14 protein-coding genes are annotated in these 20,709 nt (G+C 63.8%); 7 read left to right on the top strand and 7 right to left on the bottom strand.

Annotated elements, in window-relative coordinates; all coding sequences use genetic code 11:
• Window positions 1-53: 53 nt before the first annotated feature.
• Genes H6718_18875 through H6718_18865 form a run of 3 tightly spaced genes read right to left on the bottom strand, consistent with a single transcriptional unit; the run spans window position 54 to window position 4,737 of the window.
• Window positions 54-1,745: a glycoside hydrolase family 1 protein gene (locus H6718_18875; protein MCB9587472.1), complete on the bottom strand. Its 1,692-nt coding sequence runs from the start codon at window positions 1,743-1,745 to the stop codon at window positions 54-56.
• Between the two features lie 37 nt (window positions 1,746-1,782).
• Window positions 1,783-2,754, bottom strand: coding sequence for an NADPH:quinone oxidoreductase family protein (locus tag H6718_18870; GenBank protein ID MCB9587471.1), 972 nt, complete (start codon window positions 2,752-2,754; stop codon window positions 1,783-1,785).
• An 18-nt stretch (window positions 2,755-2,772) separates the two neighbouring features.
• Window positions 2,773-4,737, bottom strand: coding sequence for an ATP-binding cassette domain-containing protein (locus tag H6718_18865; protein MCB9587470.1), 1,965 nt, complete (start codon window positions 4,735-4,737; stop codon window positions 2,773-2,775).
• A 274-nt stretch (window positions 4,738-5,011) separates the two neighbouring features.
• On the opposite strand from H6718_18865, the gene H6718_18860 reads away from it, so the two are divergent.
• The 5 genes from H6718_18860 to H6718_18840 all read left to right on the top strand — a co-directional run bounded on the left by H6718_18860 (window position 5,012) and on the right by H6718_18840 (window position 10,651).
• Window positions 5,012-6,193 carry a hypothetical protein gene (locus H6718_18860; protein ID MCB9587469.1) on the top strand — a complete coding sequence of 394 codons (1,182 nt, stop codon included), beginning with the start codon at window positions 5,012-5,014 and terminating at the stop codon, window positions 6,191-6,193.
• A 7-nt stretch (window positions 6,194-6,200) separates the two neighbouring features.
• On the top strand, window positions 6,201-7,415 hold the full coding sequence (locus tag H6718_18855; protein ID MCB9587468.1) for an alanine racemase: 1,215 nt from the start codon (window positions 6,201-6,203) through the stop codon (window positions 7,413-7,415).
• Between the two features lie 37 nt (window positions 7,416-7,452).
• Window positions 7,453-8,889, top strand: a complete 1,437-nt coding sequence (locus tag H6718_18850) for a hypothetical protein (protein MCB9587467.1) — start codon at window positions 7,453-7,455, stop codon at window positions 8,887-8,889.
• Between the two features lie 42 nt (window positions 8,890-8,931).
• Window positions 8,932-9,318, top strand: coding sequence for a hypothetical protein (locus H6718_18845; protein ID MCB9587466.1), 387 nt, complete (start codon window positions 8,932-8,934; stop codon window positions 9,316-9,318).
• A gap of 703 nt (window positions 9,319-10,021) precedes the next feature.
• Window positions 10,022-10,651, top strand: a complete 630-nt coding sequence (locus H6718_18840) for a TetR family transcriptional regulator (GenBank protein MCB9587465.1) — start codon at window positions 10,022-10,024, stop codon at window positions 10,649-10,651.
• 3 nt (window positions 10,652-10,654) lie between these two features.
• Here H6718_18840 and H6718_18835 read toward each other — a convergent pair whose 3' ends face one another.
• Window positions 10,655-12,745, bottom strand: coding sequence for a S9 family peptidase (locus H6718_18835; protein ID MCB9587464.1), 2,091 nt, complete (start codon window positions 12,743-12,745; stop codon window positions 10,655-10,657).
• A gap of 131 nt (window positions 12,746-12,876) precedes the next feature.
• On the opposite strand from H6718_18835, the gene H6718_18830 reads away from it, so the two are divergent.
• The gene (locus H6718_18830) at window positions 12,877-15,144 is read left to right on the top strand and encodes an HDOD domain-containing protein (protein ID MCB9587463.1); all 2,268 of its coding nucleotides are present in this window, start codon (window positions 12,877-12,879) and stop codon (window positions 15,142-15,144) included.
• A 1-nt stretch (window position 15,145) separates the two neighbouring features.
• Here the strand turns inward: H6718_18830 and H6718_18825 are convergent, their stop codons facing one another.
• Together H6718_18825 and H6718_18820 are read right to left on the bottom strand one after the other, a co-directional pair.
• Entirely contained in the window at window positions 15,146-16,342 is a 1,197-nt protein-coding gene (locus H6718_18825) for a DUF2236 domain-containing protein (protein MCB9587462.1), read from the bottom strand.
• Window positions 16,343-16,403: 61 nt separating this feature from the next.
• Window positions 16,404-18,806, bottom strand: a complete 2,403-nt coding sequence (locus H6718_18820) for an ATP-dependent RNA helicase (protein MCB9587461.1) — start codon at window positions 18,804-18,806, stop codon at window positions 16,404-16,406.
• A gap of 80 nt (window positions 18,807-18,886) precedes the next feature.
• Between H6718_18820 and H6718_18815 the strand changes: the two genes are divergently transcribed.
• On the top strand, window positions 18,887-19,621 hold the full coding sequence (locus H6718_18815; protein ID MCB9587460.1) for a hypothetical protein: 735 nt from the start codon (window positions 18,887-18,889) through the stop codon (window positions 19,619-19,621).
• On the opposite strand, the gene H6718_18810 is transcribed toward H6718_18815, so the two are convergent.
• The gene (locus H6718_18810) at window positions 19,613-20,704 is read right to left on the bottom strand and encodes a ferritin-like domain-containing protein (protein MCB9587459.1); all 1,092 of its coding nucleotides are present in this window, start codon (window positions 20,702-20,704) and stop codon (window positions 19,613-19,615) included. The genes H6718_18815 and H6718_18810 overlap by 9 nt on opposite strands.
• Between the last annotated feature and the right edge of the window lie 5 nt (window positions 20,705-20,709).

Below are 20,709 nucleotides of genomic sequence, written 5' to 3'. Positions count from 1 at the left end.
GGACACGTCCACCAGCACCGCGCACTGACGCCCATTTCCGCCTGACAACGCTATCAAGGCAGGTCTTTGCCGCTACACAAAGTACGCGGACCAAACGTGCCTTCCGGCGTCATCGGTCCATCACCGCCGTAGAGGTCGCGGTACTCTTGGGAGAGCTTGCGCGTCTCAGCGATCTTGCCCAGCACTTCAGCTCCGAGCGTGGGCGTACGCTCGTAGGTGTCGTAGTCGACGGAGTAGAGGCCAAAGCGCGGCCCGAAGCCTTCCACCCACTCGAAATTGTCGGTGAGGCTCCAGTAGTAGTAGCCACGGATGTCGACCTTCTCCGCGCGGGCGCGCTCGATTTGCTCCAGGGCGCGCACGATGTTCGACGCTCGGCGCTCGCCAACTTCAGTCGCGATGCCGGATTCGCTCACAACGAGCGGAAGCGCTGGGTAGCGCTCACCGTAGGCGTGCAGGACGTTGTACAGGCCCTCCGGGTAGTACTCGTACTGCATCTCCGGCACGCACCAGGAGGGGTCCGTCGGCAAGAGGCAGGAGCCGAAGTCGAACGCGCTGAAGCACGGCGTGAGCTTCAACGGCTCAGGCACCAAGCCGTTCTTCCCGGTCACTCCCGCGCGGAAATAATACTGCACTCCCATCCAGTCGAGCGTGCCCTTCCAACCGGGCTGATCCTCTTCAGCGGTGCCGTCGAGATCAGCGTCGAACTTCCCCGTCAACATCGCGTCCGGCACCATGTAGTGGTAGACGTACTTGAGCCGCTCGGCTGCGCTGACGTCTTCCGGATCCTCACTCGGTTCGTTGTCTCGCGCGGGAGCCCACTCGCCGACGCTCAAGGTGAGTCCGACGTTGGCAGCGATGCCGTCACCGTCCGCGTCGATGGAGTCAGCCTCCTTGACCGCATGGTACATCGCCGCGTGACCACTCAGGTAGTCCCGCACCACCGGCATGAAGCCGTCAAGCAGCGAGAACAGTTTAGCTTTACCGGGCGGAAATTGCCCAACTCCGTGACCAGCGAGCAAGTAGTTCACCGGCTCGTTGACCGTAGCCCAATCGTCGACGCGGTCGCCGAAGCGCTCAGCGAGCAACTTTGCGAACTGGCGCATCTCTTCGACGACTAGCGCGCCCCCCTGAGGGTGCCCCAAACCACATAGGTTTGCGTCTGACGGCCCCGCGGCACACTCCGGGTCCCGCGGGTCATCGATCCACACCGGGTAGCTGAAGTGGTGGATGGTCACATTGGGTCGGATCCCCGCGGCAATTAGCGCATCGAGTTCCTGGGAGTAGTGCTCGAGGGCAGCCTCGTCAACTTGATCCCGCTGGGGCTCGATCCGCGCCCAAGACATGCTGAAGCGATAGCTGTCGAGGTGCATGTCAGTCATCAGCTGGATGTCGTCGATCGCCCGGGTGTAGCCCTGGGTCGCTTCACCAACTGGATCGTTGCCCTTGCCAAGGCCTCCCTGATCGACCGGCGTCGTCCACACCCACCAGTCCGTGTTGGTGTTCTGATCTTCGATCTGCGCATCAGCGCTGGCCGCACCAAAGCGGAAGCTGCCCTTGCCTGAGTTCCCGGACAGCGGCCCCATGGCCGCGTAGTCGAATGGCTTGAAGCTCGACTCCTGAGCGGGGTCGTCACTGGAGCATCCCGACGCGAGAACCAGCGCGCCTAACCCCAAACCCCCGAACAAGCCCAAACCACGACGCAGCGTCAATCCACAGCGCAGCTTCAATCCACAACGCAGGCTCATGTCTGGCGTCTAGCACGCCTCGCAGCCGTTGAGCAGCTCAGGGAACTAGAACGAGCTTCCCCTTCACCTCACGCCGCTCCATGCGCTGAAGCGCTTCGGCGCCCTGAGCAAAGGGCAGCACGGCGTCCACATGAGGTGAGAGTTCGCCAGCGGCGAGCCAGTCAAGCAACTGCTGAATGTTGGCGCGGTTCTTCGCGGGGTCACGCATCGCGAACGCACCCCAGAACACGCCGACGATCTGGCAGCTCTTCAAGAGCGTTAGGTTCAGCGGGATCTTCGGAATGTCGCCGGCAGCAAAGCCGATCACCAAGAAGCGCCCCTCCCACGCGATGGCGCGCAGCGCCTGTTCGGCGAAGTCTCCCCCTACCGGGTCGTAGATCACGTCGACGCCGCCGCCACTGAGCGCCTTGGCGCGGTCCTTCAGCTTCTCCTCCGAGTAGTTGATGACTTCGCTCGCTCCGTGTTGCTTCGTCAGCTCGAGCTTTTCCGCGCTGGAAGCCGCGGCGATCACCGTCGCGCCCATGCGCTTGCCAAGCTCCACGGCGGCCAAGCCAACGCCGCCGGCAGCACCGAGCACCAAGAGCTTCTCTCCGGGCTGCAGGTTCGCGCGATCTTTCAGCGCATAGTACGTGGTGGCGTAGGTCAGCAGGAAGCCCGCGCCGACTTCGAAGGACACATTCTCCGGAAGCTTCGCGAGCGCCAGCTCGGGCACCACGACTTGCTCGGCGAAGGCACCGTTGAGCATCGTCGCCGCCACGCGTTCCCCCACGGCAACGCTCGTCACGCCCTCACCTATCGCCTTCACGACACCGGCGATTTCTCCACCCGGGCTAAACGGCGGCGTGGGTTGAAACTGGTACTTGCCGTAGGTCAAGAGCACATCGGGGAAGTTGACGCCCGCCGCCTTGACCTCGACCAACACCTCGCCGGAGCCAGGCTTCGGCGCGTCGATCTCGTCGACGCGAAGACCCGTGGGACCAACTAGCTCGTGAACTCGCAGCGCTCGCATGGCGCGAACGCTATCACGTCAGCGCTTGGTCGTCGCAGCGCGCCGCGTCTCGAGCTCTTCCCAGCGCGCCATCAGTTGCTCCGTCAGCGCTTGAGCCGTGGCGAGTTGCTCCTGCAGCGCTGGCACCTCCGCCGCTCGCGTGCGGTAGATATCGGGATCGGCGAGCTCCGCCTCCAGACGGGCTTGTTCGGTCTCCGCCTCGGCGATGCGCTCCTCGATGCCATCGAGTTCTTTGTTCTCGGCGTAGGTCAGCTTCTTGAGCCCTGGATCTTGGGGGGGAGGTGCTACGTCGCTCGGCTTGCTGACTGCAGGCGCTGGCTCTGGCTTCGCTTCAGCGCTCCTTTGCGCCTGTAGTTCCGCGCGGCGCTCTTCGCTCAAGCGACGATAGGTCGAGTAGTTGCCGACGTAGTGGTGGACCACGTTGCGTTCGGGGTCTTCATCATCGCGCTCGAAGGCCAAGATGTCGGTGGCGATGCGATCGAGGAAGTAGCGATCGTGAGTGACGACGATCGCGACGCCGTTCAGCTCGATCAAGAGTTCCTCCAATGCGCTGAGCGTGGCCACGTCCAAGTCGTTCGTCGGCTCGTCCATCACCAGCACGTTGGCGGAGCCGAGCATCAGCTTCGCGAGCGCGACGCGAGCGCGCTCGCCGCCGCTCATCGAGCCGACCGGCGTGCGCTGGCGATCCTTGGGGAAAAGCAGGCGGTCGAGGTACGAGTAAACGCTGATGCGGTTTCCGTTCCAGTCGACCCAGTCGTTGCCGTCCGCGACGTTCTCCAGTACGTTTTGCTCGTCCCTGAGGCCACTGCGAGCCTGATCGAAGTAAGCAACGCGCGTGTTGTCACCGACCAGCACCTTGCCGGAAGTCGGCGGCATCTCGCCGAGCAGGAGCTTCAACAAGCTGGTCTTTCCTGCGCCGTTGCGCCCAATGATGCCGAGCTTCGTGCCCCGGGTCAGCTTCAACGTGAGTCCATCGAGCAAGCGCCGCCCTCCAAGGTCCAAGGTCAGATCTTCGACCTCGACGATGCGGCTGCCGAGTCGCGTGGTCTCGAGCTTGAGCTCCGCGCGCTTCTCTTGATTCGGCGCCGCTTGATCCCGAGCGGCTTCGGCGCGATCGATGCGCGCCTTCTGCTTACCTCCGCGCGCTTTGGGTTGACGCCGCAACCACTCGAGCTCCCGACGGAGGAGATTTTGGCGGTTGGCCTCGGTCTTCGCCTCTTGGAACTGCCGCTCCATCTTCGCCTCGAGGTAGGCGCTCCAGCCCCCGGCGTAGCCGTAGAGCTTTCCCTGGTCGAGCTCCAGCGTGCGTTCCACCACGGAATCGAGCACGTAGCGATCGTGAGTGATGAGCAACAGCGCGCCCTGATGCTCTTCGCTCAGGTAGCGCTCCAGCCACTCGATGGTCTCCGCGTCGAGGTGGTTCGTCGGCTCATCGAGGATCGCGAGATCCGGGGACGAGAGGAGACACCGCGCCAACGCTACGCGACGTCGCTCTCCTCCCGATAGCGTCCCTACCGGGCGATCGACATCGAACAATCCGAGTGCCGTCAGCATCCGGTCGCCGCGTTGCCCTAGCTCCCAGCCGCCGAGGTGCTCCACGTCGTGCGCCGCCTCGCTCTGCTCGTGGAGCAATGCTTCGAGATCTCCCTCTCCGGCTTCGAGCAAGCGCGACGCGCGGGCGTGTCGTTCACGCGCATCGTTCCAGGCCCCCAGCCCCTCCAGGCAGACTTCGCGCGCAGTCCGCTCGGGGTCGAGCGACGGCTCCTGCTCCAGGTAGACGACCGACGCGTCCCGCCGCACGGCAACTTGCCCAGCGTCGGGCATGTCGCGTTGCGCCAAGATGCGACCCAAGCTGCTCTTGCCCGATCCGTTATTGCCAACCAAGCCGACGCGTTCGCCGCGTCGAATATGGATCTCCACGTCGTCGAGAATCACTTGCGGGCCGAAGCTCTTACGCAGACCCTTGGCAGTCAGGACAGGCACGCATGCCTTATGCACTGCCCCACTCAGACCTCAAACACATTCGCACGACCGCAACGCCTCCTTGGGCGCATGCTGCAGGCGGGCGTTCGCGGGCGCGCAGCCGTACGGCTTTTGAGCGTTGACACCCAGTGCCACCTCGCTAACGTGGGTTACGGGGTTAGTCTTTGAAGGCGCAGGTTGGGTGCGGGACGCTGCGCGAAGCGCTTGCAATGCGAGGGAGGAAAGCTTGGTGATTTCAAAGCCCAGGACGGTGAGAGCGAAGCGGTCAACGGTCGTGCTGCGATTGGGGATGGCCGCGATGCTCGGCAGCGCTTCGGCGGGTCTCGCGGCGTGCGAGACATTCGATCCGCCTCCCAAGGCGTCCATCGCGGGCGTGCAAGGTTCCTTCCTCGAGGGCTCACCCTCGGATGCGTTGGTTGTGCGCTTCAACGAACCGTTCGCGAAGAAGTCGCTGCGCTTCAAGGTGGTCCGCGGGGACAAGGCGCTCGACATTGATCCCGAGGGAAACCTCCCCGACGAGTCAGGCTACTGCGAAGCGCAGCGCGCGCGCGGTCAGTGCAATGGCGACGCTCCAGCGCCTTGCTGCAACAACGAGGGCTTGGTGCAGCTCGCGTCCTACGACGGTCGCAGCGGTAGCGCTGACGGTGCGAAGGTGGAGGTAGGCGAGCAGTCCGTCACCATTCGCTTCGATGAGAGCCCGAAGATCGCCGTGCCCTACTTGGTAGTCGTCGAACCTGGCTTGGAAGATCTCGACGGTCACTCGACTCTGGTAAGACAGCGCCTCGAGTTCACGTATCGAGCCTTCCTACCGGGGCCCACGTCGCTGCCAACCGGCCCCTACTTCTTCCTGTTCGACATCGCACCGCCTCCCCTCCAGCAGCAGCTTCGCCTCTTCGCCTGGCTCAACGTCGACCCCGACGCCGGTACCTGGGAAGGTCTGTTTACGGACGGAAACCGCACCACGGCCTTGAACGATCGCCCTGGGTGTCCATCGGATTGCTCACCCAACGCGTGTCAGCTGTTTCCGTCTCCCGCGTGTGTGAAGCCGTCGACCAACATGGGCTCGATCGACGAGTTCCTCGACTTCATCCCAATCAAAGATCGTCCCGTGGGCTACACCTTCCTTGGCGCGGGCTACACCGCGGACCTGCCCGACGGCACGACCGGCATCGGTACCCCACCGTTCCCCATCGACATCGTGATCGGTTCGGGGTCCGGCGTACGCATCACGGCGGTCGACACGGTGATCATCGGGCAAATCAGCCAGGACAACACCGGCCGCTGGCGCGGTGCTGGGAGCGCGACCATCGCCAAAGTCCAGGTGAACTCCATCGGCGAGGAGCCCACGACCGGTACGCTCAGCTTCATGAGCCTTTTCCCCGAGGAAGTTGCTGAGGTCGAGTCTTACGGGGAGCCAATCTACAAACCAGGCGAAGTCAACCCGACCGCGGAGTAAGTGTCCCATGGCTCTGAGCTATGGAGAGATCAGGCGCTGCCTCTCGGGGCAACGCTTGCCGGTTGGCTTCGTCGATCTCGACGCCTTCGATCGCAACGTCGAGCGGGTGCTGGATACGATCCGCCCTCACGGCATTCCGCTCCGTCCGGCAACGAAGTCGCTCAGAGTGCCCTTCCTGATCAAGCGCCTGCTCGCTCATCCGAGCGGCCTCATGCGCGGAGTGATGTGCTATTCCGCACGGGAAGCCGAGTACCTTGCGGGCCAGGGCATTGACGACTTCTTGCTCGCATACCCTAGCTTTCAACAGCCCGACTTCGACAGCGTCGCAAACCTGGCAAGCGAGGGCAACCGCATCAGCATGGTCGTCGACGCCGCAGAGGTGCTGCCTCGCTTGGGTGAGACCGCGCAGGCTCACGCCACCCAAATCGACGTCTGCCTGTGCGTTGACATGAGCCTGAAGCTCGCCAAGGGCGCGCTTCATCTCGGCGTGCGCCGCTCTCCGCTTCATAGTCCGGCAGCGGTCCTCGAGCTTGCCAAGCGCGTCGCGGATACGCCGGGTCTCCGCTTCCATGGCCTGATGGCCTACGAAGCCCAGGTGGCAGGTTTGGGCGATGCCAATCCGTTCGAGCCGGCCAAGAACTCGATCAAGTCACTGGTCCGACGCATTTCCTCACGGGAACTAGGAGAGCGACGCGCCAACATGGTGCAGCTCCTGAAGCAGGCGGGCCTCGAGCCGCAGTTGGTCAACGGCGGGGGGAGCGGGTCCTTAGACACGACCACTCCGGAGACTGGAGTCACCGAGGTGACTGCCGGCTCTGCGTTCTTGAAGAGTCACCTCTTCGACTATTACAGGAATCCGCATATGCGCTCCCTCGAGCCGGCGGGCTTCTTCGCGGTCGAAGTGACGCGCATTCCTGGGTCCGGCCTAGTGACCTGCGCGGGTGGCGGCTACATCGCCTCTGGGCCCACGGTGGCTGACAAAGCGCCGCTGCCCTATCTCCCCGTCGGGCTGAGGCTTCTTGGAGGCGAGATGGCGGGAGAAGTTCAAACACCGCTCGCAATTCCTTCAGGCCTGCGCCTCGAACGCGGAGACCCGGTAGTCTTCCGGCACGCGAAGGCCGGAGAACTAGCAGAGCGCTTCACCGAGTACTTGCTAATTCAACATGGGAAAGTACTAGAGCGCGTCCCCACCTATCGCGGGGAAGGTCAGTGCTTTCTATGAAGCAGAAAACGGAACGGACCTGCGCCGGAAACCCGTGGTGTGGAGCGTCCGCGCCAGCGTCTGCCTGGTAGCGCTCTGCATCAGCGCCGGCTGCTCGTCAGACGACCCGCAGCCGACACCCACCACGGCCATCGAGGGGACTCATGCGCTCTTCGACGTCGACGCTGAAGCGTCCTTCTTTGCGGCGCCGTTCCCTCGCCCGAACCGCGCACGGGACGACGGAAGCTTGAGGGTCACCGACTTTCCGAATCCTAACGGAAACGTCATGGTGCAACAGATGGTCGACATGCTGGAGACCGGGAGCCAGGGCTTCAGCACCAACGGCGCCGCGTACTTTCCTTTTTCGGGCGCCCTGGATGAAGCGACGCTGCCAAGCAGTGTGGAAGACAGCCTGCGGCCCGAGAGTTCGGTGTTCCTGGTCAACATAGACCGAAGCTCACCCTACTACGCGAGTCGGCTTGGACTCGAGGTGCAGTTCAAGGTCGCGGCCGAGACGTACAGCCCAAGCAACGTGCTCGTCGCGTTGCCATTCCAAGGCTTCGTTCTGGATCCTGATACGCTGTACGCATTCGTCGTGACGTCCGGCGTGCGCGCTGCGGACGGCTCTGCGCTCGGCAGTGCTCTCGAGCTCGAGCAACTGAAGCGCGGCGAGACACCCGCAGCCGAGGCCGAGCTCCCTGAAGCTCGACGGCTCTCGGCGGGGTTCAGCGCGTTGCGCGCGTACTACGCAGAGAAGCAACTCGACCTTTCGAGTATTCGCGCCGCAACGGTTTTCCGTACGGGTAATGCGTTGATTCGTCACCTGCGCTGGCGTGATCAGGTGGCGGCGCGACCCACACCCGTGGCAAACGACATCGCCGACGCCGGCGAGAGCTACGACGACTACTGCGTGGTCCGCGCCAGCGCGGCGCTCCCCGTGTTCCAGACCAGCACCAAGCCGTACGCCACCATCGGTGATGGAGCCATGGTGGAAGACGGCAACGGGGCACTGGTCGAGCAGAGCCTCGACAACGTGGAAATCCTCCTCACCGTGCCGAAGCAACCAATGCCGGCTGCAGGTTACCCGATGCTGCTCTACGGCGCGGGCGGCGGCGGCAAGGCGCGCCAGGTGATCGACCGCACCAAGGAGAGCGAAGACCCGGATCTCGGACTCGGACCTCGAGGTCAAGGCCCTGCGCTGCAGCTCGCGCGGCGCGGCGTCGCAAGCTTGGGCTTCCCCGCGCCTCTAGCCTGGGAGCGTAACCCCGCGGCAAAGGATGGCCTCGTCGACTTCTGGAACACCGGCAACCTGTGGGCGTTTCGCGGCAACATCCAGCAGGGCATCGTGGACTTCACCACGCTCATCGAGTGGGTGAAACACATCGAGATCCCGGGAGACCTCTGCCCTGAAGCCAGTGCCACGACCATTCGAGGGCGAGTACCAAACGAGCTCGCTCATGGACTCGCCCTCTCTGACCTCGGCAGCGCGAGTTAGAACTCGCGCAGGCTTCCTCGGTTTCGGTATGACAGCAAACGCTTGTTCGTTTTCGGTCACTCCACTGGCAGCACGTTGGGCGGTGCGGTGATCCCACTCGAAAAGGATGTGCGCGGAGGTGTGCTCAGCGGAGCAGGCGGAAGCTGGGTCTACAACCTGCTGTTGGCCGAAGCACCGGTGCGGTTGAAGGCGGTGGCGAGCCTGTTGCTCGGGCTCAATCCCGAGGACGAACTCGATCGTTTCGACACGCCGATCACTCTATTTCAAACCGCTTTCGAAGAAGTGGAGATGGCGAACTGGGGCGTGCCCAAGCTCACGGTGTGCTGGAGGATGGTGATGCGAAAGACTTGTTGTTGCTCGGAGGGCTCACGGATCCCGGCCAAGCCTCGCGCCCCAAAGGGCGCGAAAAAGGGAGAGAGCCGCGCATGATCAACTCGTACGCGATGGCGGTTGGAGCGGACGTCGCTGCGCCTACTCCGGACCCCACGGCTCCGATTGAACTCGCACTGGTTGGGCGATCAGAAATCACCTTACCAGCGCGCGGAAACGTACAACTGCAAAACGGCCAAAGCGTGACGCTGGTGAGCTTACAACGCGACGCACAAGCAGTTTGCTGAAGCAAAGCTTCAGCAAACTGCGTGCTACTCCGCACGGAGATAGATGCCCCTGCGCTCGCCAAATCCCCAGATTTGGCGAGGATTTCGCGAGCGCAGGGGCAGTCCCATCCCTGTGCGGGCACGGTGGGTTCTCATTGGCGGGGTGTGTTCCACACCCGCTCGCCTGAATGGACATCACGTTGCGTTCAGTTCGCGCCGCCCGCGGCGCGAACCAAAGGCGGAGTCGATGACGTGATAGCCACGCGTATGGCTGTTTCATCAAGTCGCTCTCAGACGACGTGGAGCGCGTTTCGTCGGAATCTCCTGAGCTGTCTTCCACGGAAGGTGCTATCGCTAGACTACCGGCAACGCAGAGCGACGCGGCGGCTCCCTGTGAGTAGCCACGTTCATTCGGAGTTCGCGCGTCCCACGTGACTCCCTGAAACATCCGCCGCTCAACCAAGCGGCGGGTCTGTGGTTGCCCCAAGCCTTCAACTCCCAAAACACCCGAGCTAAGGTTGGTCGACGTGCAGACAATGCCCACTCTACGCGAACGCAAGAAGGCCCGTACACGTGAAGCATTGGTAGAAGCCGCACAGCGGCTATTCACCAAGCAAGGCTACGACTCGACGACGGTGGACGAAATCGCGGCCGAGGCCGAGGTGTCGCGTCGCACCTTCTTCCGCTACTTCCCCACCAAAGAAGCGGTCGTGTTTCCCGACAACGCTGAGCGACTCGAGCGCTTTCGACAGCTGCTCCGCGCCGTCGAACCCGGCGAGTCTCCTTTCGCTTCCGTGCGGAGAGCGTGTTTGGGTATCGCTCATGAGCTGATGCAGGCCCCCCAGAGCTACGCTGAACAGCAGCGCTTGGTGGTCGCGTCTCCAGCGCTCATCGCCCACGAGCTCGAGTCTGATCGGGAGTGGGAAGCGGCGATCGCCGAAGCGCTCCTGCGCGCTGGTGCGATCAGCACCTCGAGCATCAACCCGGATATCCAATACCGCGCGCGCATCCTGGCTGGTGCAGCCATGGGCGTGGTGCGCGCCACGCTGAAGCACTGGCGTGACAGCGACTGCAAAGGCAACCTGCGCGACTTCGCCGAGGAGGGCCTGCAGATGCTCGAGAACGGTGTCGGCCGCACCCTGTTCATGAAGAACAGCGCCGCCTGATCGCTAGCCGTGAGTATCGGGGTGGTCGTACACCCAGAGCAGGAACGCGTACTCGCGCGCTAGCTCTTTGAGCGCTTCGAAGCGACCGCTGGCTCCGCCATGTCCAGCGGTCATGTTGGTGTGCATCACGAGCAGGTTCTGATCCCGCTTGAGCGCCCGCAACTTGGCGACCCATTTCGCGGGCTCCCAGTAGGTGACCCGTGGATCTGCGATGCCTGCCGTAACCAACAGGTGCGGGTAGTCCTGCGCCACGACGTTGTCGTACGGACTGTAGCCAAGCATGTAGCGGTACACTTCCGGGTCCTTTTCCGGGTTCCCCCACTCGCTGTACTCCGGCGGGGTCAGCGGAAGGCTGCCGTCCAGCATGGTGTTCAAGCAGTCAACGAATGGCACCGACGCCACTGCCGCGTGGAAATAACTCGGCGCCTGATTGATGACAGCACCCACCGCCATCCCGCCGGCGCTGCCGCCGCTGATGGTGACGCGCCCCCTCGAAGAGACGCCTTGACGCTCGAGCTCCTCGACGGCGAGGCGAATGTCGCTGAATGTGTTTTGCTTCTTCAGGCCCTTTCCGTCCTCGTACCAGTGTCGGCCCATCACGCTGCTGCCGCGGACGTGCGCGATCGCAAACGCGAAGCCACGATTCAGAAGGCTCAGCCGATTGGGACTGAAGTACGGGTCGATCGTCGCACCGTAGGAACCATACACATAAAGATAGAGCGGGGTTTGGGGGTGAGGGGGCGAGTCGACGCGATGCACTAGGGAGATCGGCACCCGCGCACCGTCGGGAGCCGTCGCGAAAAGCCGCCGCGAGGTATACTCAGCCTTATCGTATCCGCTCGGAATCTCTTGTTGCTTCTTTAGCTCGGTGGTGCGCGCGTCCATGTCGTAGTCGAGCACACTCGGAGGGCTGACCAGTGACTGATAGCTGAGACGCAGGATGCGTGTTGTGAACTCCGGATTATCCCCGATAGATACCATGTACACCGGATCCGGGAAGTCGATGCGGTGCTCGCCACCAGAAGCCAAGGTCCGAACGCGAACGTGAGGAAGTCCAGCCTCCCGCTCGAGCACCACCATGTGTTCGGCGAACAGCGCAAAGCCACGCAGGTAGCAGTCGTCGCTCGGCGGAATCACCTCTTGCCAGCTGGTTTCGGCGACATCAGTGATGGCTGTGACCACGATGCGGAAGTTCTTGTGGCGGTCGTTCGTGCGCACGTAGAGCTGCCCGCGGTGATGGTCTACGTCGTACTCGTGGCCAGAGCGCCGCGCCAAGACCAGCCAAGGTTCGGCCTCTGGCGTGCGCTTGTCTAAGAGGCGCACCTCCGCAGTCTCCTTGTCATTGGAGCTGATGACGATGAACGCCTCGTCCGAGGTCTCTTCCACGGAAAGCCAAAAAGCTGGATCCGTCTCCTCGTAGACCAGGACGTCTGACGCGATTGGCGCACCCAGCGCGTGTCGGAAGATGCGGCTCGGCCGGTGGTGCTCGTCGAGCTTTGCATAGAAGACATGGCGACCATCTGCTGACCAAACCACCTCCCCCTGAACCTCGGGGATCCGGTCAGGGAGATCTTGCAGGTCGTCTCTCCGGAAGCGCGCCTCGTGCCGCTCGGAGCCGTCGAGATCCACGCTGTATGCGAAGACGCTTTGATCCGGAGAGGGTGAGAAGTCCCCCAAGTCGAAGTACTCGTGGTCCTTTGCCATGGCGTCCAGATCGAGCAAGCAGAGCGCTTGCTCTCGACCTTCGCCCTCTCGCCAGCGCAGCACCTGGGGATGTTCGTGTTCCGCGAGGTAACGTTCCTGATACCAGAACGCTCCCTTGCGCGAAGGCACCGAGTCGTCGTTCGGTTGGACGCGCCCGCGGAGCTCCTCGAATACGCGGTCCTGCAGATCCTTCACGGGTCGCAACGCCGCTTCGAGATACGCATTCTCCGTTTCCAGATAGTCGCGGATCTCCACGCTCTGAACTTCTGGGTACGCTGGATCGCGCAGCCACGCGTAGTCATCCACCCGGCTGTGGCCGTGAATGGTGGTCGTCACGGGTCGCCGCTCCGCCTGGGGAGGCGCTTGTTCTGGAAGTCTGCTGCCGGACATACTCTGGCCTGTACCACGGCCGGCGCATCCGAATCACCGCCAGAGGCACAGAAAAACTCAACAGATCTTCAAGGGATAGACGTCGCCGGGCGGGACCTACCGGTAGTTGAACTACCATCCTTCGGTTTTGTGTGAAGCGGCCGTTCTTGCAGGGCGTGAGCTTTGCAGTGGATGAAGAGCTTTGGTTTGGCGAGCGCGCCGACGCGGAGTCGGAGAAGCTCGCCGCGCAGAGCATGGCGGCGCGAGCCGGGCGCATCCTGGGCGCGAAGCCATTTCCGCTCGCAGCGCGGAAACTCGCCGAACTAACGCGAGACCCCGACGTACCGCTCGGAGATTTGGTCACGGTACTGGAGAGCGACAGCGCCTTGAGCGCGCGACTGCTCCGCTTGGTCAACTCTGCAGGCTACGCGCTAAGGGTGCGCTGTACCTCGGTCCGCCATGCTGCAGCGTTAGTTGGGATTGAGAAGCTTCATCAGGTATCGACCACCGCCGCCATCCTCGACCTCTTCGACTCGCAGACGGCACACGCCGCCCGCATCCTCGAGCATGGCACCGTGGTTGCTGCGCTCTCACGCTACCTCGCAGCCCACCTGTCTCTGCCAACGGACGACCTCTTCACCGCGGGCTTCTTGCACGACATCGGCAAGCTGATGCTGCTGGAGACCGAAGGCGCTCGCTACGTCGAGCTGCTAGAGAAGCATGGGGAGAGCTTCGACTCCCTTCACCGGGCTGAACGCGAGCTGTTCGGTTTCGACCACGCCGTGCTCGGCGCTCACGTCCTCGCCGCGTGGAATATCCCCCAGCCGATCCCACGCTTGGTCGCTTGGCATCACCAGCTGGGGCGCGCGTACGAAGCCGGCACGCGCTGGTGTTCGTTGATCTGCGCGCTGCGACTCGCGGACCAGCTCAGCTATCACCTGGATGCCGAGGACACCGCGCAGGCGATCGAGCAGATCGCTGCGGGTGAGGCCGCCAAGTTCCTCGAGATCAGTGAGCCCCAACTCGACGCGATGTGGCACGAGCTCCGTGTGTTGATGCTTCGCAGCAGGGCCGTATTCCGCGGGGAACAACCGCCCGAACTGGAGCCGCTACCACCTCACCGCTCTGGCCGCTTCAAGAAGCCGGAGCACCAGCCACAGCAGGCCCAAGAACCCCGCGTACCGAAGAGCTTTCCATGCGTCGTGTGTGAGGAACCGAGCTTCGGCAACCGCTGCCAGGCTTGCGGCGGACACGTCTGCCCAGATCATGAGCTTGCGCCGGATTCCTGGTGCACGCTGTGTGTGCAGGACTGGCACAAGCACGTCGAGCACTCGCGGCTGACCCGCCGCCAACGGCTGACTTTCGTCGGCGCCAGCGGCCTACTGTCCCTGTTGGCCGGTTTCGGAGCCAGCCAAGGGGAGGTTACCAGCGGCATCAGTGTGGGAGTCGGAGCGGCACTCACGCTGGCGTTGGCGTGGACGGTCGCCCTCGTTGCCGGGCGCTTGCAGAGGCGCAGAAGCTTCCTTCGAGAGCGCCCCAATCGGGAGCAAACCGAAGCTCGTCGAGTGACGCTCGAAGCGGAACCGGAAGTCGGACCGAGCTCGGCCGAGTTCAACACGGCCATGGACATCGCACTACCGGAACTCGCCGCGGAACCTGCGCTGGCTCTAGAAGCGGCGCCGGATGATCCGACCCAGGCGCCGAAGGCAACAGCCGAGCCGCCGGGTAGCGAGGCGCCCCAAGCAGAGGCAGGCGCGGAAACAGCGGCCGTCGAAGAGGCCGCGGTAGAATCGACGGCCGCTGAGCAGGCCGACCAAGACGCCACCACCGAAGCCGCGGCGCCAGACGAGACCGATATCGTCGTGACGGCCATCGAAGAGGCGGCCGAGGAAGACGATAGTCCGAGCATCAGCTGGCTGCCGGGCGCGATGGAACTACGCGTCTCTACCCCAAGCCCCAGCATCAGCTTCGCACCAGTGAGCAACGCGGGTACCTGGGGCGAAGCAGAAGAACACGAAAGCACCCCAAGCGAAGCTCCAGAGTCACTCCCAGAGCCCGCTGACCTGGATGGCCAACCCGCGTCCAACGTCAGCCTTTCGAACCCGAATCTGCGCAACCTTCCCGACTCGTTTCCCTCGGACGTTGAGCGAGCGAACGCGTTCTCCGAAGCCGCCTCTAGCCTGAGCATGGGAGCAGCCGCCCGCTTGTCCGTGCGCCCGAATCGAGTTCAGCAGCGCGACGACTGCAGCGCGGCTCCCCTAAGCGCCGCCTGCTTCCGCGAGGTGCTAACCGCGTGCGATGGCGGCGTCCCAACATGCGCAGCCCCGCCCGCGGTTCTGGGAGGGGTCACGGAAGCAGATGACGGGGACGCGGAGCTGCGCCCTCCCCCCACGCCCAGCGTCCTGCGACACGCTTGCTGAGTCACTCCGCAGCTAGGCCGTGGGCGCGGCGCACAGCGGCCGCATCGTGAGTCTTCACGCCGTAGCTGAGCCCGCGAGCTCGGGCCATTCGGCGCAGCGCTTGGCGATACTGGCGTGAACCCGCAGCGTAGAGCAGCGCCTCTCCGCCCGGCACGCGGCGATGCACGAAAGAGTACGCGCGCCCGACGGCACGCAATAAGGGAATACCCGGGTAACGCGCGTGGTGGGGGATCTCGAGCCCTTCGACCAGCTCACCTCCCACGAGGTGGCGCGTCGTCTGGTGCAGAAAATTCCGCGCCATTTCCTCCGGGAACAGCGGCAGCTTACCCGCAACCTCATCGAGTATCTTCTTTCCGTACGCTGGGCATTCACTGGGTCGCGCTTGGTGCTTCAGCATTTCGCGGTACTGCGCCACCTCTTGATCGAAGCTCGCCGTGAGGAGCGTCTCCTGGATGCCAAGGACGTAGCCAGCGTAACGCCACAGCAGGTGATGGCTCTCTATCTCATCGTCGGTCAGGCGCACGCCCATCCTGAGCAAGCTCTGGACATTCCAGCAGCTGAACAGGGAAAGCGTGATCGCGAGGTCCTCCTGGTTGATCGGTTCGTCCCAGTGGGGCTTCCACCGGCCCGAGTCGGCCATCCACTGACGGATGGCGCCGTGGAGCAGACGCACACGCACGAGAATCTCGTGCGCCCGTCCACCGGGCTCGAGTTCGCCGGGCAGCGCCATGCTGAACACCAGCGCCGACGTTTCCTCCAGGCGCCGGGAGATGTCTCCAGGCATTCCCAACCGGCCAGTGAGCGCGGTGACCATCGCCATCTTCTTGAACATGTACCCGCCGACGAGGCTCCCCGTGAGCAAGGAGAGTCCCATGAATGGTCCGTACGCCGCGATCAGCCGCTGCCCAGCCCGCATGCGTCGAAAGTTAGCCCACGCCGGGACTCTCGATGTTTCCTCGAGGAACCTCTGATAAATTGGCGGCCCGCCTGTCGCAGCCTGGCGCCGCACTTCGTTCAGCATGTCCTCGGGGCTGCGGATCGGATGGGCCTTCCTCAGCTCCGCGATCACTTCGTCCGCCAATGGATCGGTGATGTGCCGCTGGGCCTGTAGCTCAGCCTCACTGTGACACGCGCCGTATTGGATCTCGGAGAGCGCTGGGATGCGCCGGAGCTCGTGGCGCGAGGTGCGGATGGGCATGGCCGAGTCTTATCTTAAATGTATTCAGATCGCCAGCCAGCCACAGCGCGTTACCCGCGGATCAGCGCACGCGGTGCAGCGTTCCACCCGCTTCTACGAACACCCGAAGGCCGTGAAACCGCGGCAGATAGTTGGCGGGAGGCGGCTTCTTGGGATGACCGGATGTCGCCTCCAGAATCACCTGCTTTCGGGACAAGTCGTAGTTCACCCGGTAGCGCGCGTCTCCGAGGTGCAAGCTGAGGGGGAACTCGCGCTCCAAGAGCGGCGCAATCTCCGGTGGCAGCACGGGGAGCTCGAGATCCGTCGCGTCCAGCAGCTGCCAGTCCGCGGGTTGGCTCACTCCAAGCGTCGCGATGCGTTCCCGGAGCCAGTCCACGTAGGGCGGAGGCGGGTCAACAGAAAAGCCCTCCAGCGGGCCCGCGGGGAGCTTGGAGAGCTGCGCCACCAAGGCCCACTGGCGGCTTCGCAGTTCGCTCCGCTCCGCTACCCCGCGGAACACAGTACCGCGGAGCACCAACGCGCAGAGCGCATCGACGAGCTGTTCACCGGACGGAGTGGTCTCTGACTCGCCGAGACACTTCCCGGCGTGGACACGCTGGACGACGGCGCGAACGTGACCCCGTTCGTCGAGGCTTGGCTTGGTGACTTGTTCACGTCCGAGCCCCGCAACGAAGAGATCCCGCAAGCTCGCGCGTTGTGCACAGGTAGCGATAATGCGATTCGCACGTCCCCCCACGCCGGGCACACCGAGCGCACGCGTCTCGAAGACAACCAAGGCCTCGGGGTGCAGGTGGTCAGGTCCCGCAAGCAGCCTGCTGACCACACTCTCCCGTCCAAGCTCCACTTCGGTGCCGCCGGAACTCCAGCTAATCGAGCGCTTGCGGCGTCGCGCCACGTACCCAGCGCGATGATCCGCTTGGAGCGCGATGCGTCCAACAGCCTCGCCACTGGGGTCATCCGCGTGTTCGGGCGGCGGCAACTCAGCGCGGCCGAACGCACGACGCAGTCGGCGAGCGTTCTGACGGGCCTCGGCCAGCGCCTGTGGGTCGAGCCCGTGACGCTTGGCCCGCCCCTTGCGAACCGCACGGATCAGGACGCAAGCGTCTGAGTAGTCCCCCGCTTCCAACTCCGAGCTGAAGTCGGTGACTTCGCGCACCAGTCGCCTACCGGTGGCGAGCGCGGCAACCAGATCCACGACGTCGTCGAAAGCGTCCCTACCTCTGGCCTCCACAATCAGCCTTCCGAGCGCTGGATCCAACGGAAGACCGGCCAGTTCGCAGCCGACGCGTGTGACCTGTCCCGTTGCATCCAGGGCACCGAGCTGCTCTAGCTCGGCGCGAGCGCTGTCGAGCGCGTGCTCGGCGGGCGTGTCCACGAACTGCAGGTCTTCCACCCGCCGCCCAAGCGCCGCGCTCGTCAGCACGAGAGGGACCAGGCTTTCCCTGCGGATCTCTGGCGGCGTCAGCGCCTCGAGCACGGCAGCGGGAGACCAGAGCCGAAAAGCCACCCCAGGCCCGGTGCGTCCGGCGCGCCCCGCGCGCTGCTCCGCGGAGTCGCTGGCGATGGGGGCCAAGCTCAAGAAGCCACGTCCAGCGTGATAGCGAGTTCGCCTCACTAGCCCGGAGTCGATCACCACCCCCACACCCGGGATCGTTAGGCTGGTCTCAGCGACGTTGGTTGCCAGGATAAGCTTGCGCCGCTCGCTCGGCTCGAACACCCGCGCTTGATGTTCGAGACTGAGGCCACCGTGGAGTTCGACCAGCTGATAGCCGAGATCTCGGCACTCCGCGCCGATCGCGGCGATCTCCGCCTTGCCAGGCAGAAACACCAGGATGTCGCCTGCAAGTGACTCAGCACGCTTCAACGCCTCGCGAACCCTTACCTCCAGGCCTCCACGTTCGGGCAAGGGCTCTCGACCGGGGAGGTACTCGACCCTCACGGGAAACGCTCGGGAAGTCGCCTCGAGTAACGTCGCGCCTAGCGCTTGAGCGAGGCGCTCCGCCTGCAGCGTCGCGCTCATAACTAGCAGATCCGCTTTTGTTTCCTCGCGGTATAAGGCGAGCAAGAGATCCACGTCCAACCGACGCTCGTGAAACTCGTCGAGCACGACACTCTCGAAGGATTCGTAAGCACCGAAATCGTTGAGCACCATGCCCGGTGTCGCAAACAAAAGCCGCGTCCGTGGCCCACGCCGCACGTCGTCACGTACCGCGTACCCAATCTCGGCCCCAAGCTCCACGCCCTGCAGGCTGGCTACGCGGGCGGCAAGGCTACGGCAGGCGACTCGGCGCGGCTCCACGACGAGCACCGAGCCAGGAAACCAGCGCGGAACCTCGGTGCTCTTACCTGTGCCTGTGGGGGCGCTGAGCACGATCCGCGCCCCGCGCCCCCCTCGCCGCGCCTGCTCCACGCTGGCGTCGAAGGCTGCTCTGACCTCGTGAATAGGTAGCCGTTCGTCAGGCACGCCCCTGTTTGCCCAGGGCGCGCGCGCGGCGCAAGCACCCGGAAACGAGCACACGTCGGGGTTTGCGGTAAGTTCTGCGGATGTCCTCCCCCATCGACGCGCTGGTCGACCAACTCCGTACCTCCCTGCATGCGCAACGCAGAGACACCGCGGCGCGAGTCGAAGCGATTCAGAGTGCCGCTCAGGCGTACCTCTCGGCGGTCGAGCAACAGATCGTACGCGACTTCTCCACCAGCCATGGCTTTGGCAACGCCCCGGGCGGTGCCTCCCCCAAGCAAGCCGCTGAGCGCCTGCTGAGCGCGGTCCGCCAGCTCCCAGAGCTCAAAGATGCGCCCACGGCACCGGTAGACCCGACGCCGAACGTCGAGCCCAAGCGAGCTGCAGCGCGCCTCACCCCCGAAAAGAATCCTCCGGCCGCCAGTTCGCTGGCCCCCAAGATCGAAACCAAGGAACCAGCGAGCAAGCCTCGGCTCGCCCTCCTCGCGCTCACCGAGCAGCGTCCCTTGGTTTTGGTGGGTCGCCTTGGCAAGAAGGAGCGGCTGGAAGCGCTCGCGTCGGAGTTACCCAAGCAAGTCGAGTGGCTCGACACCAACCAGCATGGGATGGCGGCTATCGGCAACTTGGACAGACGCCTCCGCGAGCGCCGCGTCGGAGCGCTGGTGTTGATGGAGGGCTCTCTAAGCCACAAGCACACGGAGCCACTCGTTAGTGCCGCACGGCAACATGGGATTGCTTTCGCCTACGCCAACAAGGGCGGAAAGCAATCCATCTTGCGTGCGCTTGATGAACTGGAGAAACAGCTCGCCTCAGGTTGAGGCAGAGCCCTCTTCCCGCTTGTTCAAGAAGTCCATCAGCGTTTTCACGAGTTCATAGGGGGGTGTCACCTCCGGCGCCTCGACGGAGTCTTTCTCGTGCTCGAAGCGCAGAAGGTCCATTTCGGCGAAGGCAGCGCGCACCTTCGGCGTCAACAAGCCAAGCCGGCGAAGGTTCGGGACGATCTTCGAGAACATCATCTGGCGGAAGCCCTTCTGGATCGGTGTGTTCGTCATCCACGGGACCCACACGTCGGGGTCCCAACCCAGGCGCTCGAACACCTGACGGTTCAACAGCCGCGTGCGCAGTAGCCGAGTCGCTTCGATCACGAACTCCTCGCGTTCCGCCAGTTCTCGCGCGCTCATTTCCTCGCGGTACACCTTCTCCAGGCTCATCACGCCGAAGGCCACGTGACGCGACTCGTCCGCCATGATGCGCGCCGTGATATCCTGAATCAACGGCTCGTTCTGCATGACCAGGCGCAAGGTGCCAAAGGCCGCAAGCGCAAGGCCTTCAACCAGGATCTGCATCCCCAGGTACGTGATGTCCCAGCGGGAATCCGACACGATTTGGTCCAGCAAGGTGCCCAAGCTCGGCTCGATCTCGTACGAGAGGCCGAGCTTCTCCGTGAGGTAACGATGGTAGACCTCCACGTGTCGAGCCTCGTCAGCCACCTGATTCGCGGCGTAGAACTTAGCCTCAGCCCACGGCACGGTCTGGACGATCTTCGCGGTGGCGATCAACGCGCCCTGCTCACCGTGCAGAAACTGAGACAACATGAAGGCGTTGGTGTGCAAGCGCAGCAGGATGGCTTCGTCCTGACTCAGCTCCCGAGGCGGCTGCATCACCTGGTTCATGAACACGTCGACGCCGGACTCGAGGCTGAGCTTCGCGACATCTACGTCCTGGGACCAATCAAGCTCGTTGGCGTTCCAGGAGAGCGCCTTGCCCTTTTCGTACAGGTGCATGAGCTTCTGCTCTTCGAGGGCGTACTGCCAGTCGAACACGGTCTTGATGGTGCCCTCTACCTCTCTGTAGGCGCCGGTGTCCGGTATCGGCAGCGGATTCTTCTGTTCGTAGTCCATCGTCC

The sequence above is a fragment of the Polyangiaceae bacterium genome, assembly GCA_020633205.1.
Classification (GTDB): Bacteria; Myxococcota_A; Polyangia; order Polyangiales; family Polyangiaceae; genus JAHBVY01.
The sequence above is the reverse complement of the archived record's forward strand: the minus strand, read 5'-3'. Positions and strand labels throughout refer to the sequence as shown.

Coding starts and splice junctions, on each gene's coding strand:
- H6718_18825 (MCB9587462.1), bottom strand. CDS start 16,342: ATGCCCATCCGCACCTCGCGCCACGAGCTCCGGCGCATCCCAGCGCTC.
- H6718_18815 (MCB9587460.1), top strand. CDS start 18,887: ATGTCCTCCCCCATCGACGCGCTGGTCGACCAACTCCGTACCTCCCTG.
- H6718_18810 (MCB9587459.1), bottom strand. CDS start 20,704: ATGGACTACGAACAGAAGAATCCGCTGCCGATACCGGACACCGGCGCC.
- H6718_18835 (MCB9587464.1), bottom strand. CDS start 12,745: ATGTCCGGCAGCAGACTTCCAGAACAAGCGCCTCCCCAGGCGGAGCGG.
- H6718_18875 (MCB9587472.1), bottom strand. CDS start 1,745: ATGAGCCTGCGTTGTGGATTGAAGCTGCGCTGTGGATTGACGCTGCGT.
- H6718_18840 (MCB9587465.1), top strand. CDS start 10,022: ATGCCCACTCTACGCGAACGCAAGAAGGCCCGTACACGTGAAGCATTG.
- H6718_18870 (MCB9587471.1), bottom strand. CDS start 2,754: ATGCGAGCGCTGCGAGTTCACGAGCTAGTTGGTCCCACGGGTCTTCGC.
- H6718_18855 (MCB9587468.1), top strand. CDS start 6,201: ATGGCTCTGAGCTATGGAGAGATCAGGCGCTGCCTCTCGGGGCAACGC.